The organism is Candidatus Hydrogenedentota bacterium (genome assembly GCA_016791475.1).
Lineage (GTDB): Bacteria > Hydrogenedentota > Hydrogenedentia > Hydrogenedentales > JAEUWI01 > JAEUWI01.
In genome coordinates, this window is record JAEUWI010000041.1 from 1 (window position 1) to 13,712 (window position 13,712).

Genomic DNA, 13,712 nt, shown 5'->3' on the forward strand with positions numbered 1-13,712 from the left:
GGGCTTCGGATACCGACATTCGGGCGGCGGCGGCTATCTCGTCGACAAAGGAACCATCCTGACTCAGCACATCGAGCACGGCGCGCTCCAGCGGTGTCACGTTGGCTGCGGGAGACGGGGTAGAAGCCGCCTGGCCCGTCGGTGACGCGACGGCCGGTGCGGCGGGTCGGGGAGGCGGCGCAACCACATCGCGGGGCGCGGGTGTATTCTGACGGGCGGGCGGACGATTCGCGGCCTCTATATCAAGCTCTACGAGAATATCCTGGGCCGTTTCCACCAGCTTGGCCCCTTCGCGAATGAGGGCGTGGGGACCCCGGCTGTTGTAGGCGCCGGCCTCGCCGGGTACCGCGTAGACTTCGCGGCCCTGCTCCGCGGCATTGCGTGCGGTAATCAGGGCGCCACTCCCAATGGGCGCCTCAACAACCACGGTACCCATGGAGAGTCCGCTGATAATCCGATTGCGATACGGGAAATGGCCCTTGGAAGGTTTCACCCCCATCTCGAAAGACGATACCACCGCGCCGTGTTGGACGATCCGGTGCATCAGCGCCGCGTTGGATGGGGGATAAACAATATCGACACCGCACCCGAGCACCGCGATCGTACGACCACCGGCCTCCATGGCCCCCTCGTGGGCGGCGGTGTCGATGCCTTCGGCCATCCCGCTGACAATGGTAATGCCGTGCGAGGCCAGTTCATAGGCGAGATTGCGGGCCATGCGCGCGCCGTAGGCCGTGGGCTTGCGGGTACCCACCAGCGCTACCGCCTGATGGTCCGCCTCGGCAAGACTTCCCCGGCAGAAAAGGACCAGGGGGGGATCGTAGATTTCGGCGAGGCGCAGGGGATAGGCCGGATCATCCATGGTCAACAGGGATGCGCCGTATTGGGCGAGGTGCATAAGCTGTCGGTCGACATCCACCACGCCCCGATAGGCCCGGATGCGTTCGGCCAGCTTCGGGCCCACAACGTCGCTCAGGGCTGCTTCCGAGGCCCCCAATACGTCCGCCGGCGTGCCGAAGCGCGACAGCAGTCGGATGAATAATGTTGTGCCCACCCCAGGAATCATTTTCAGGGTCAGCCACTCGAGTTGGTTTGCTGAAATTGACATGCTCGATACTATGCACGAGGCCTTGCGGATGGGTCAACCCCGGCGTTTCACCACGCTCCCGTGGTGAAGTAGTTTGTTGACAGAAGACCTCAAAGGGCCGCGCCTTTGTCAAGAGATTCAGGGCCCTTCCATGTCGCAATGAATTCTCGACGTTCACACCGCAGTTATAGTAATTCCGGCAGGAAAATCACTCAATTCCCGAAGTTTTTTTGAAAAAAAATTGAGCCGCGTCCGATTTTCGGACACATTATTTCGCGTAAGCCGTTGAATTTGAAGGAGATAGAGAATAAAAAGGAAAAATATTCAGATCCACCCTGGATCGGGAATAAATAACGGGAAAGAGGGTGTTTCATTAGTAGCGTCCGACAAAGGTCATTCCCCCTGACCTGAAGACGCCATCAGTCAGAAATGACTGGTTCCCACCACCGGCGAGTGCAATTATAACAGTTCCCCCGCTGTTTGCACTCGCCTCTTTTTTTGTCTTATAAACCCCTGCAAACAAACATGTTTGCAGGGGGTTTTTCTGGAAAAAACGGGTTAGGAATGGATGAGTTTTCGCCCCCTTAAGGTAGTGAACCTATTGACAATCCTATAGTTATCGCATATAATGCGCCCAATGTATGGCCCACTATCCGAATCCTTGGATAGACACTCTCTGAAATCCCCTCGTTTTGTGAGTTGACTTGCAGCGTCGCCTGCACGGTTGGGCCCCCAAGGCAACCACGCATTATATGCAATTCCAAAACCCGGCCACCTGAAAGGCCAATCTTATGTTACAGGAGACCATAATGACCATGAAATTCTCCACGGGACTCTGGGTGTTTTCCCACCACCCCGACCGGTTCTGCCCGGAAGGATACCGTGAATCCCCTAAGGTGTCGGAGGCGATCGCCCTGGCCGCGAAGATCAAGGGCCTCAAGGCGGTGGAAGTGAGCCAGACGGATATCTCCTCCGAGATGCCCGTAAAGGAAATGAAGCGCATACTCAAGGACAACGGTCTTCTGTGCTCGGGCGTGAATACGAATCTTGGTCATACGCGACGCTTCGCCCTCTCCGGCTTCGGCCACCAGCACCAGAAGACCCGTAACGCCGCGATCGATGAAGGCCGCAAAGCGACCGATCTGGCCCGTGCGCTGGGCGCCACGGAAATCACGCTGCGCCTCTACACCGACGGCTTCGACTACCCCTTCCAGGTGGACTACACGGCCCACTGGAACACCGTGATATCCTCCATCAAGACGATTGCGAAGTACGCCTCGCCGGACATTAACGTGGCGATCGCCTACAAGCCTCGCGAACCCCGGAAGCATCTGACCGTGGCGACGGTGGGCAAGGCCCTTTCCATGTGCCAGGAAATCGCGATGAAGAACGTGGGTGTGGCCATGAATTTTTCCCACGCCATGATGTCCGGCGAGAACCCGGCGGAGTCCATCGCCTTCCTGACGCGTTCGAACAAGTTGTTCCAGATGTACTTCAGCGATGGCTACCGCCTCTGGGACGACGGCATGATGCCGGGCAGCCTGAACCTGTGGGAGACCATGGAAGCGCTGTTCTACCTGAAGTCCTCGAAGTACAAGGGCTATTTCACCATTGACATGGTGCCCCAGCGCATCGAGCCGACCCACGCGCTCCAGATTGCCATCGGCAACTTGAGCATCCTCTTTAAGAAGCTGGAGAAGCTGGACACCTCCGAATTGCGAAAGGCGCAGAAGACTCTGGACGCCACCGAGTCGCAGCGCATCATCCGCCGCGTCATGCTCCAGTAGCATCGCCTTACAAAGTGCGCATAATCGGCCCTGTTCTACAGAACAGGGTCGATTTTTTGTTGTGCGGGCTTCGCGCGCCGTAGTAGGATCACCCCAGGCCCCAAACCCATACAAGTCAGGAGAGATTCCCAATGTTAAGTGGCAATACTACCGGTCTCAAGGCCAGCCATATCCGGCTCCTTGAGAACCTGTCCAAACGCAAGACCCCGTCGGAGAGCCTCATATCGCCCGAGTTGGCGCGGGCCATCACCGAGCTCGCCCGCGAACTGAATCGCCAGATCGGTCTGTTGATCGAGCGCAAAGGGCGCGTTTCCGCCGTAGTCGTGGGCGACGCCAAGTCCGTCTTTCTGCCCGATATCGACCGCAAGGGGCGCAACCGTCTCTGCGGGCTGCGTCTCGTTCACACGCACCTCAACGGCGAACCCCTCAGTGAAGACGACCTGACCGACCTGGCGCTCTTGCGTCTCGACAGTGTCGTGGCCATCGGCGTGGGTTCGGACGGTCTGCCGGGCAAGGTCTTCAGCGCCAATCTGCTGCCCGCAAACGAGGGTGACGAGCCCTGGGAAAAGCACGAATACCGCTCGGTGCACGAGCTGCCCTATGATTTTCCCGCCTTTATCGACGCGCTGGAAGATGAATTTGCGCGCCAGAGCTGGAGCCGCGACAGCCAGGGCAACGACGATCGGGCCATCGTCGTCCATATTTCCGAGAAAGCGCCGATTGCCGCCAAGGACTCCCTCGACGAGTTGCGCGAGCTGTGCCGCAGCGCCGGCATCAACGTCGTCCACGAACTGCAACAGCGCCGCACGCCCGATCCCAAGTATGTCATGGGCCAGGGCAAACTTAAAGCGGCGATCATCAAAGCCATGCAGGTCGGGGCGGAGACGCTGGTTTTCGATCTCAACCTGACGCCCTCGCAAATGAAAAGCGTGAGTGAGTTGACGGATTTGAAGGTGGTGGATCGAACCCAGGTGATTCTGGATATATTCGCGCTCCACGCCGTAACCCGGGAGGGCAAACTCCAGGTGGAGCTGGCCCAGCTCCGCTATCGCCAGCCCTTTCTGGGCATGAAGAGCTCCGCCTTTTCCCGTTTGACCGGCGGCATCGGCGGTCGCGGTCCCGGCGAGACCAAGCTGGAAGTGGATCGCCGACGCGCGAGCGATCGAATCGCCCGTCTGGAGCGCGAAGTCGACAAGTTGGGGGAGCGTCGCGAACTTCGACGTGGAGTGCGCCATCGAAAGGGCGTGCCCACCGTGGCCGTGGTGGGCTATACCAACGCGGGCAAGTCCACCTTGCTCAATTCATTGACCAACAGCGACGTCACGGCTGAAGACGCGCTTTTCGCAACGCTCAACCCCGTGTCGCGCCGGATACGCTTTCCCCAGGAACGTGAAGTTATCATCACCGACACGGTGGGCTTTATCCGTGATCTTCCGAAGGATCTCATGGCCGCTTTTCGTACCACCTTCGAAGAACTCCACGACGCCGATTTGCTGCTCCACGTGATGGACGCCTCATGTCCGGATCTCGAAGACAAGTATGAGACCGTCTTCAGCCTGCTCCGCGATCTGGAGCTGGACCTGAAGCCCACGTACTACGTGCTGAACAAGCAGGATAAATGCGATCCCGATGTATTGCAGGGACTCGCCGAACGATTTCAGGGATTCCCCATCAGTGCCCTTGATCGGGATTCCTTTGCCGACCTTTTGAACCAGATGGAGGCCGACCTGTGGTCGCAAGACTTGACGCCGGCGCACTAATGCGAACCATTTGCCTTACCCTTGGAACTTTGCTGTGCGCCCTGAGCGCCACGGCATCGGTGGAGGAGGCGCGGCAGCACCTGGCCTCGTACCGGATGGTTTTGACCGAGTTGCAGGACGCCCTGAACCGCCAGGACGCCGCGGCCTATGAGGCCCTGCGGGAAAAATCCCTGGCGACCCTCGCGGAAGCTCGCAAGGCCTTCGAGGCGTCGGGGGCCGACGACAGCACGGATCCGGCCATCGTATTCAGCTATGCCGAGGTCCTCAAATTGGAGGGCGACGACGACTTGGGCGCCGAAATCGCCCGGAACGCCCTGGACAAGGGCGTGGAAAGCCCTGCTCTCTGGCGCATCTATGGCGAAATGTGCCTGGCCACGGGACCTTCTCACTATGCACGGGGCGTTGAAGCCCTTTTGAAATCCACGGCCCTGGATGGCACAAGTCCGGAGTCCGCGGACACCTGGTTTGCTCTTGGTCGATACTATCTTGATCGGGAGATGCCCGAAGCCGCGAGCAAGGCATTTGCCTCCGCGCTGGCTGCGAATCCCGACCATGTTCCCGCCCAGTTGGGGGACGCCGCGGCCCGTATCTACGCCGGCGATATCGCGGGCGCGGGCGCGATTGTAGAGCGCGTGGGACGGGCAGCCCAACCCCACGACGTGCTGCTCCGCTCGATGGTCCGTTCCGCGCTCTTTGACTTCGAACTCGCCCGTCGGGAATTCGATGACACGGCGGAAAACCACTTTTCCTTTTCCAGGCTGATGTACATCGCCGGGCGATTTCCAGAGGCCGTGCTCGCGGCGAAGCGCGCGGGACGTCTGGCTCCGGAGCGTGTGGACATTTTGAATTTCCAGAGCGCGATCCAGATTCAACTGGGCGACTATGCCGGCGCGATTCAAACCTGCGAGGCGTCTCTGCGCGCGAAAGCGGACCAGCCCCAGATCCAGCAGACACTGGAGCAACTTAAGCAGGCGGCCCAGCAACAACAGGCGCCGCAGACCGGCCAGGGCAAGGGCATGCTTCGTTGAGCACTTGAGCGCGGGCAATCCTGGTTTGCGCCGCACCCGATCCTCAGCCGAAGTGGCGTCGGAAGTGGTGGTCGAAGGCCGCCGCACATGTCTCCAGGGAAGGGGGCGAACCCAGGAGCAAGGCGAGCGATGTGACGGGCTTGTCCGAAATTCCGCAGGGAACAATCGTTCTGAAATGCGCCATATTCGGGTCAACGTTCAGGGCAATGCCGTGAAACGTGGTCCAGCGCCTCAGGCCCACACCGATGGCGGCCACCTTGGCCCCGTCGACCCAGACCCCCGTCAGCCCCTCTACCCGTTCCCCCCGAAGCCCGTATTCCGCGAGTAGATCGATGAGCACGCTTTCGAGCGTACGAAGATACCAGCCGACCGACAGTCTCCAGGCGTTCAAATTGAGAATGGGATAGGCCACAAGCTGGCCTGGGCCGTGGTAGGTCACGTCGCCGCCCCGACTCGTCTCGACGACATCAATGCCCTCGGCCGCATAGGCCGCTTGGGTTAGCAGCAGATTGTCGTCATGGGCCTCGCGCCCGAGCGTAACAACGGGGCTGTGCTCCAGCAAGAAGAGCGTGTTGGGGACTTCACCCGCGACGACCGCCCGGTGCCGGGACAACTGGCGTTCCAGCATGGCGGCATACGGCTGGGGCTCGATAATTCGGATGGTCTCTATCTGGCGGTCAGCCATTGCCGAGAAGTTCGGCGATCGATCCCAGCGTCACGCCTTCCAGGGTGGGGACGATACGGTCCGCGAGATGGAGTTCCTCCGCGGTGAAGGAATTCGTTACCGCGAGCACTTTCATCCCCGCGCTGCGAGCGGAATCGACGCCTTGAATCGAGTCTTCCACGGCAACACACACCGCCGGGTCCAGACCGAGGTCATGAGCGGCACGCAGATATATCTCGGGATCGGGCTTCTTTTTCGTGATCATATCGCCGTGAATCCAAACGTCGAAGAGGTCGGTATTTACCCGGGCCGACTTCAACGTCTGGGCGGATTTCTTGCCGGGGCTGGAGGTGGCAATGCCGAGCTTCCAGTCGGGCGCGGCGTGGGCCGCCTCGATCAGGGTATGGATTCCGGGAAAGGAAATGTCCGGGTCGGTAACCAGCAGCTCCAGGAAATACTTGTGGCGCGTTTCCACGGCCAGGGCGACATCGATATCAACTCCGTACTTCTTTCCGGGGCCAATACAATACAGTTCCGCACCCGTGCCGATGAAAGGGATATAATCCTCCGGCTGAACGTCCAGATTGTATAATTCCTTGAACATCTTCGTGGTGGCGATAACGCTCAAGCCTTCGGTGTCGCCAAGGACGCCGTCTACGTCGAAAATCAAGCCCTTCATGTGGGGAAACTTCTCCAATGTGAGATAATTGCGAATGGGTCTTATGGGTCTTATGGGTCTTATGGGACTTAAGGACCATTGGGCTGTCTTAGATCGGGCCGATCCGTCTGATAAGTCTTCTAGACGGCCAGCTCTTCTTCCGCCTCCAGGCCGATGGCGTCGAGGATGGCGTCTTCATCGTTCTCCACGGTAAGGGGGGCCTCGGCGGACTTGATGGCATTGTCGGGATCCTTGAGGCCGTGGCCGGTGAGGATACACGTAACGCGAATCTTGTCGCTGTAAGCCGGCGTCTTGTCGTCGAAGTAGCCTGCGGCGGACAACTTGATCAGGCCCGCGATGCCTGCGGCGCTCGCCGGCTCGCAGAAGACGCCCTCGGTAGCGGCGACTTTCTGGTAGGCGTCCCGGATCTCGTCATCCGTCACGGCTTCGATGAGGCCGCCGGACTCGTCGCGGGCCGCCACGGCGCTTTCCCAACTGGCGGGATTGCCGATGCGGATGGCGGTGGCGAAGGTCTGGGGATTGTCCACGGGGTGGCCGAGCACGATAGGGGCGGAACCGGCCGCCTGGAAACCGAGCATCACGGGACGGTTCGGGCTCTTTTCTGCCTGGAGGTACTCCGTGTAGCCTTTCCAATAGGCTGTGATATTGCCCGCGTTGCCCACGGGCATGGCTTGGAAGTCGGGGGCGACGCCGCCGAAATCGTCGACGATCTCGAAGGCGCCGGACTTCTGGCCTTCAATGCGGAAGGGATTCACGGAATTCACCAGGGCGATGGGGTTGTCCTCACAGATCTTGCGAACCTGCGCCAGGGCGTCGTCGAAATTACCCTTGATCTGGATGACGCGGGCGCCGTGGATCATGGCCTGGGAGAGTTTGCCGAGCGCGATCTTCCCCTCGGGAATGAGCACGGCGCAGCGGATACCGGCACGGGCGGCATAGGCTGCGGCGGAGGCCGAGGTGTTGCCCGTAGAGGCGCACATGACGGCCTTGTAGCCCTCTTCCACGGCCTTGGTGATGGCCATGGTCATACCGCGATCCTTGAAGGAGCCGGTGGGATTCAGGCCTTCATACTTGAGCCAGATTTCGAGCTTCGGATGAATCAGGCGGCTCAGGTTGTAGGCGGGTATCATCGGCGTGGATCCCTCGTTGAGGGTGATGATACAGGTATTGTCATTAACCGGCATGTACTGTCGGTAACGGTTGATCAGGCCTTCATTGCGCATCGGCGTACCTCGAGTTTTCGGGGAAAATCGGTGTTGGAGTTTGGAGTCGGGTTCAGGCGAGGATCCGGATCATGTGGGTCGGCTCATCGATGATGGGTAGTGCGTCGATCTCGGCTATTGCGGCCTGCACATTGGCTTCCAGCGTCTCGTGGGTCACGATCACCACATGCGCCGGAACCGCTTCCTGTTCTTCCTTCTGAATGCACGATGAAATGCTGACGCCGTGCTTCCCGAGAATCGTGCAGATGGTGCCGAGCACTCCGGGGTGGTTCTCCGTGGTGAGGCGCAGGTAAAAGCGCCCCTTCAGGAGACCGCCGTCGCGAAGTTTCAAGTTGTGCGAGTAACGGAAAGGGGCCCGGGCGGGGGCGCCATTGAGCCGCGCGATATCGACGATGTCCGCAACGACGGCGCTGGCCGTGGGGAATTTCCCCGCGCCCCGCCCGTAGTAAAGCGTGCCATCGGCGATGTCGGACTTCACGTAGACGGCGTTGAACTCATACTTCACCGCCGCCAGAAGATGGGAATCGGGCACGAGGGTGGGGTGGACCCGAACCTCGATATCCTCGTCGGCCCGTTCGATTACGGCGAGGAGCTTCAACTGATAGCCCATTTCCGCGGCATAGGCCACGTCGAGGTGGGTCACCTTGGTGATGCCTTCGACATAGATATCTTCCAGCTTCACCGGTGTGCTGTAGCAAAGGCTCGCCAGGATCTGGCACTTGTGGGCCGTGTCGTGGCCCTCGATATCGAGGTCCGGCGGCGTCTCCGCGAAACCTTTCTCAATGGCCTGCTGAAGGGCGGAATCAAAATCGAGTCCCGCGATCGCCATGTTGGTCAGAATGTAGTTGCAGGTGCCGTTGAGAATGCCGTACACCGCCTGGATATTGTTGGCGGCGAGGCTTTCGCGGATCGCTTTGATGATGGGGATGGTGCCGGCAACCGCCGCTTCAAAGCGGAGTTCGACCCCGTTTTTCACCGCTGCCTCGGTCAACTCCGGACCGGCTTTGGCCAGAAGCATCTTATTCGCGGTCACGACGTGCTTGCCGCTGTTGAGCGCCTCCAGGATAAAGGTCCGCGCGGGTTCGTAGCCGCCGATGAGCTCGCAGACCACATCGACTTCCGGGTCCGCGATCAGCGTGCGCGCGTCATTGCTTACCGTGATTCCATCCAGCGTGAAGTTGGCCAGAAGACTCTGATTCAATTCCGCCACATGGACCAGCCGCACTTCCGCGCCGGTCTTGTCGGCAACAACACCCTGATGGGACATGAGCGTCTCGATCACGCCTCCACCCACCGTGCCGGCACCGATTACGCCTACCTTTACCGCCATTGCTTGTCCTTTCTCAATCTTTCATGCCGTGCGTATCCGAGAGGAATGCACGCTGGTCCGGCCGGGGGGCCGGTTCATATTTCACAGAAATTTACGATAGCGCCGATCAGCAACGCGCCTCTCGGCGCAATAACACCGCCGGCACGGCGCGCCACATACCACAGGGCATTCCTATGCGCCCTGCTCCACGTCAATAACACAAATCACATCGCCCACCTTGACCTTGTCGCCAACTTGGACGCGGTGCTCCACGAGGGCGCCGCTACAGGGCGCGGGGAGGACGAATGCCGCCTTGTCCGTCGTAAGCTCGATAAGATCATCGCCCTCCGCAAGGGGCCCGGGCGCCGCATACCACTCGGTAATCGTTCCGCCGGTTACCGCATCGTCGTCGTCACCCAGACTGGGCAGTGTAATCTCAATCCGCATGGGATGCTCCATTCAATTCATTCCCGGCCATGCGCGACTGGGCGTAGGCCGATTCCAAGAGCGCTTCGGAGCGATAGGAACTCCGCACGAAGGGCCCGGCGACGGCGAATCCGAAACCTATGCTCCACGCCAGCGCCTCAATTTCTTTAAACTGTTCGGGGGCAATGTAGGCCTGCACCGGGAAGTGCTTGGGTGTGGGTTGGAGGTACTGTCCGATGCTTACGGCATCGCAACCCGCCGCCTTGAGATCCCGTAGAGTTTCTTCGATTTCAGCGGGCGTTTCGCCACAGCCCAGCATGAAGGCGGACTTGATGAAGCGTCCCTCACTGTATTCCCGGGCGATGCGCAGGACTTCCAGGGACTGTTCATAGGTAAAGCGGCGATCCCGGATTCGCGAAAAAACGCTCTTTACGGTCTCGATATTATGGCTGAAAATCTCTGGACCTGCGGCCTGCACCCGTGCAATGTCCTCGCGCTTTCCATCGAAGTCCTGCACGAGCACTTCGATCGTGGTCTCCGGCGTGGAAGCCTTGATCGCGCGGATCGTCCGGGCGATGTGGCCGGCGCCTCCGTCGGGGAGGTCATCGCGCGTGACCGAAGTCAGCACGGTATGCTTCAGCCCCAGGCGTCTAACCGCCTCCGCGATGTGTTCGGGCTCGTCGAGATCGAGTTCACCCGGTTTGCCGCTGTTGACGGCGCAATAAGAGCAGTGGCGCGTGCAGGTATTGCCCATCACCATGAAAGTCGCGGTTTTCCTGCCCCAGCATTCGGACTGGTTCGGACAATGGGCGCTCTGACAGACGGTGTGCAGCCGGAGATCGCCCAGCAGCGATTTCACTTCGCTGAAGGCTTCTCCCGACGGCCACGGCTGACGGATCCATCCGGGAAAGGTCTTGGGGGGCTGTGTCTTGCTCATAACGATATATACACCGGTGCGTTAAGATGGGGATTCCCATACGGGCGGAGAGTATAACACGCCGGGACACAGGGATTGAATAGCGGGGTGAGGATGAAGGATGAAGGATGAAGGATGAAGGTTGAAGGATGAAGGATGAAGGATGAAGAATAGGTCCTATAAGTCTTATGGGTCAGTATGAAGACTGAGATCCCATACGACCCATAAGACCCATAAGACCCATACGACCCATAAGTCGCCCTCAAAACGCTTCCTGCTTCCTGATTTGCGCCTACTGCATCTGCACTTGAGGCTCCTCGTGCACGACCGGCATGTCCAGTGGCTTCCCCGGGATCTTCACTGGCTCGTCCACTTCGCGAAAGTCGAAAAACTGCTTCTGGATGGCGTTGCCGATGTCATTCAACTGAATCTGGAGGGAGTCAACAAACTCATGCAGGCCTGACTTCATGATATCCTCGACCCGGGCGCAGGCCAGATTCGAGCGCAGCCGATCGCAGCATCGTTCGGCGTCGTTGGTGTATAGAAAGGGCGGCGAACCGGACACGTAGGCGATTGAACTCTGAAGCCGGTCCACGCAGTACTTGACCGAGCGGGGGAATCCATAGCCCAGGAGGAGTAGATCGACCACGTTGGGCGGCGTGATGGGCCCGTAATGCTGGCGATAGGCCTGAAGGGCGCTGGCGCTTCGCAGCAGGGCGGACCACTGGATGTTGTCGTAGGGCGATCCCACATCCTCCACACGGGGCAGCAAATAGAAGTACTTCACGTCCAGAATACGCGAGGTCTTGTCCGCCCGTTCCAGCATACGCGCGATGCGGCTGAAATGCCAGCCCTCATCGTGCATCATGGTGGTGTAGCTTCGCCCGATAAACTCGTTGCTGCCTTTGACCACGAATTCCAGGAACTCGTGGGGCGACTCCAGCACTTCGTTGGTCAGCGTTGCCCGCTCCACTTCCTGGTAGAACTTATTCACATGCTCCCACAACTCCGAGGGAATGATCTCGCGCACGGAGCGGGCATTCTCACGGGACTGGCGAAGGCAGTTGTAAATACTGTTGGGATAGTTGCGGTCACAGGCAAGAAACCGCACCACATTTTCCTGCGAGACCCCGGAATAGTGCTCGTTGAAATAGTCCTCGTCCGCCATGATGCTGATCAGCGGACCCCACTGGGGCTCGGACGAGGCATCGAGGGTGAGGTGCCAATTTACATTGACGACACGGGCGACGTTTTCGGCCCGCTCCATATAACGACACATCCAGTAAATGGATTCTGCGACACGGCTCAGCATAAGAAGTACTTCCTTCCTTGGACTATTCGGCCAAAACCCACGTGTCCTTGCTTCCGCCGCCCTGGGATGAGTTCACCACGAGCGAGCCCTTCTTCAGGGCGACGCGTGTGAGGGCGCCCGGAAGCACATACTGGTCTTCACCATAGAGGGCATAGGGACGCAGATCCACATGACGCCCTTCGAAGCCGTCCTCGCAGAGCGTGGGAAGGCGTGACAGGCTCAGGGTCGGCTGGGCGATGTAATTGCGCGGATTGCGCTTGATCTGTTCCCGGTAGGCGTCGTGCTCCAGACGGGTCGCATGGGGACCCACCATGATGCCCGCTCCGCCGGACTCGTTGGCCGGTTTCACCACCAGGTGCTGGAGATTGTCGCAGACGTAGCCGAGGTCCTCCGGGTTGTCGCAGAGATAGGTCGGTACATTGGGAATGATGGCCTCTTCACCCAGGTAGTACTTGATGATCTGGGGAACGTAGGCGTAAATGACCTTGTCATCGGCAACGCCGGTACCGGGGGCGTTGGCCAGGGCGACCCGCCCTTCACGATAGACGTCCATCAGACCGGGCACTCCCAGGCAGGAGTCGGGTCGGAAGCAGAGAGGGTCGATAAAATCGTCATCAATGCGTCGGTAGATGACGTCCACGCGCCGGAAGCCCCGGGTCGTGCGGGTCTTCACGTAGCCATCCATGACGACCAGGTCGCGACCCTCGACCAGTTCCACACCCATCTGGTGCGCGAGGAACGAGTGCTCATAGTAGGCACTGTTGTAGATGCCGGGGGTAAGCACGGCCACCGTGGGGCGCTCCACGCCTTCGGGCACAAGGTGGAGCAGCATCTCGAGCAGCTTGCTCGGATACTCTTCCACGGGGCGCACTTTGCCGACGCCGAAGAAGTTCGGCAGGGTCCGCTTCATGATGTCGCGGTTCTCAAGCACATAGGACACGCCGGAGGGACAGCGCAAGTTGTCTTCCAGCACGTAAATCTGGCCGTCCTTATCGCGAACCAGATCCGTACCGGTCACGTGGGCCCAGATGCCCCGCGGCGGCTTAAGGCCGATGCATTCCTTGCGAAAGCCCGCCGAGGACTTGACCAGCGTCTCGGGAATGGCCTTGTCCTTGAGAATCTTCTGGTCGTTATAGATGTCCTGGAGGAAGGCGTTCAGCGCGAAGATTCGCTGCTTGAGCCCCTGCTCGATCCAGTTCCACTCCGCGGCCGGGATGATTCGGGGTATCAGATCGAAGGGGAAAATACGCTCCGTATTTCCGTCTTCCGTTTTCAGCGTGAAGGTGATTCCGAGCTCGCGCAGGGTGCGCTCCGCGCTGCGCTGGCGCTTCACAAAATCTTCCTTACTGATGGAAACAAGTTTCTCCACTATATTTTTCATGCCGGAGCGCGGCGCGCCCGTGTTATCGAGCATCTCGTCAAAAAAGCCCTCGGTCTCATAGACGTCGAGAATCTTCATGGGTTGTATCCTTCTTTGGGTGAATTAAAGGAATCGTGTTTCGCACAGGGGTGAATTGCGTT

12 protein-coding genes are annotated in these 13,712 nt (G+C 59.5%); 3 read left to right on the plus strand and 9 right to left on the minus strand.

Annotated elements, in window-relative coordinates; genetic code table 11:
- The coding region (gene dprA / locus JNK74_19600; protein ID MBL7648390.1) for a DNA-protecting protein DprA at positions 1–1,054 on the minus strand (1,054 nt) is incomplete at its 3' end.
- Positions 1,055–1,896: 842 nt separating this feature from the next.
- Between dprA and JNK74_19605 the strand changes: the two genes are divergently transcribed.
- The 3 genes from JNK74_19605 (at position 1,897) to JNK74_19615 (ending at position 5,662) form a co-directional block, all read left to right on the plus strand.
- A complete protein-coding gene (locus tag JNK74_19605) occupies positions 1,897–2,874 on the plus strand; it encodes a sugar phosphate isomerase/epimerase (GenBank protein MBL7648391.1) in 978 nt (325 codons plus the stop codon).
- A 131-nt stretch (positions 2,875–3,005) separates the two neighbouring features.
- Positions 3,006–4,634, plus strand: coding sequence for a GTPase HflX (gene hflX, locus JNK74_19610; protein MBL7648392.1), 1,629 nt, complete (start codon positions 3,006–3,008; stop codon positions 4,632–4,634).
- Positions 4,634–5,662 carry a tetratricopeptide repeat protein gene (locus tag JNK74_19615; protein ID MBL7648393.1) on the plus strand — a complete coding sequence of 343 codons (1,029 nt, stop codon included), beginning with the start codon at positions 4,634–4,636 and terminating at the stop codon, positions 5,660–5,662. Before hflX ends, JNK74_19615 begins: the two co-directional genes overlap by 1 nt.
- A 43-nt stretch (positions 5,663–5,705) precedes the next feature.
- Here the strand turns inward: JNK74_19615 and lipB are convergent, their stop codons facing one another.
- The 8 genes from lipB to JNK74_19655 all read right to left on the minus strand — a co-directional run bounded on the left by lipB (position 5,706) and on the right by JNK74_19655 (position 13,650).
- A complete protein-coding gene (gene lipB, locus JNK74_19620; protein MBL7648394.1) occupies positions 5,706–6,347 on the minus strand; it encodes a lipoyl(octanoyl) transferase LipB in 642 nt (213 codons plus the stop codon).
- Positions 6,340–7,005, minus strand: a complete 666-nt coding sequence (locus JNK74_19625) for an HAD family phosphatase (GenBank protein MBL7648395.1) — start codon at positions 7,003–7,005, stop codon at positions 6,340–6,342. Before JNK74_19625 ends, lipB begins: the two co-directional genes overlap by 8 nt.
- 119 nt (positions 7,006–7,124) lie before the next feature.
- Positions 7,125–8,228 (minus strand): threonine synthase, encoded by a 1,104-nt coding sequence (locus JNK74_19630; GenBank protein ID MBL7648396.1) that lies wholly within the window; start codon positions 8,226–8,228, stop codon positions 7,125–7,127.
- 52 nt (positions 8,229–8,280) lie between these two features.
- Positions 8,281–9,558 (minus strand): homoserine dehydrogenase, encoded by a 1,278-nt coding sequence (locus tag JNK74_19635; GenBank protein ID MBL7648397.1) that lies wholly within the window; start codon positions 9,556–9,558, stop codon positions 8,281–8,283.
- A gap of 171 nt (positions 9,559–9,729) precedes the next feature.
- Positions 9,730–9,984, minus strand: a complete 255-nt coding sequence (locus JNK74_19640; protein ID MBL7648398.1) for a lipoyl domain-containing protein — start codon at positions 9,982–9,984, stop codon at positions 9,730–9,732.
- Positions 9,974–10,900, minus strand: a complete 927-nt coding sequence (gene lipA, locus JNK74_19645; protein MBL7648399.1) for a lipoyl synthase — start codon at positions 10,898–10,900, stop codon at positions 9,974–9,976. Before lipA ends, JNK74_19640 begins: the two co-directional genes overlap by 11 nt.
- Positions 10,901–11,171: 271 nt before the next feature.
- Positions 11,172–12,191 (minus strand): alpha-E domain-containing protein, encoded by a 1,020-nt coding sequence (locus JNK74_19650; protein ID MBL7648400.1) that lies wholly within the window; start codon positions 12,189–12,191, stop codon positions 11,172–11,174.
- A gap of 22 nt (positions 12,192–12,213) precedes the next feature.
- Positions 12,214–13,650 carry a circularly permuted type 2 ATP-grasp protein gene (locus JNK74_19655; protein MBL7648401.1) on the minus strand — a complete coding sequence of 479 codons (1,437 nt, stop codon included), beginning with the start codon at positions 13,648–13,650 and terminating at the stop codon, positions 12,214–12,216.
- Between the last annotated feature and the right edge of the window lie 62 nt (positions 13,651–13,712).

Bases quoted from the DNA above. Each gene is read 5' to 3' on its own strand.
- JNK74_19605 (MBL7648391.1), top strand. From the start codon at position 1,897: ATGACCATGAAATTCTCCACGGGACTCTGGGTGTTTTCCCACCACCCC.
- hflX (MBL7648392.1), top strand. From the start codon at position 3,006: ATGTTAAGTGGCAATACTACCGGTCTCAAGGCCAGCCATATCCGGCTC.
- JNK74_19615 (MBL7648393.1), top strand. From the start codon at position 4,634: ATGCGAACCATTTGCCTTACCCTTGGAACTTTGCTGTGCGCCCTGAGC.
- lipB (MBL7648394.1), bottom strand. From the start codon at position 6,347: ATGGCTGACCGCCAGATAGAGACCATCCGAATTATCGAGCCCCAGCCG.
- JNK74_19625 (MBL7648395.1), bottom strand. From the start codon at position 7,005: ATGAAGGGCTTGATTTTCGACGTAGACGGCGTCCTTGGCGACACCGAA.
- JNK74_19630 (MBL7648396.1), bottom strand. From the start codon at position 8,228: ATGCGCAATGAAGGCCTGATCAACCGTTACCGACAGTACATGCCGGTT.
- JNK74_19635 (MBL7648397.1), bottom strand. From the start codon at position 9,558: ATGGCGGTAAAGGTAGGCGTAATCGGTGCCGGCACGGTGGGTGGAGGC.
- JNK74_19640 (MBL7648398.1), bottom strand. From the start codon at position 9,984: ATGCGGATTGAGATTACACTGCCCAGTCTGGGTGACGACGACGATGCG.
- lipA (MBL7648399.1), bottom strand. From the start codon at position 10,900: ATGAGCAAGACACAGCCCCCCAAGACCTTTCCCGGATGGATCCGTCAG.
- JNK74_19650 (MBL7648400.1), bottom strand. From the start codon at position 12,191: ATGCTGAGCCGTGTCGCAGAATCCATTTACTGGATGTGTCGTTATATG.
- JNK74_19655 (MBL7648401.1), bottom strand. From the start codon at position 13,650: ATGAAGATTCTCGACGTCTATGAGACCGAGGGCTTTTTTGACGAGATG.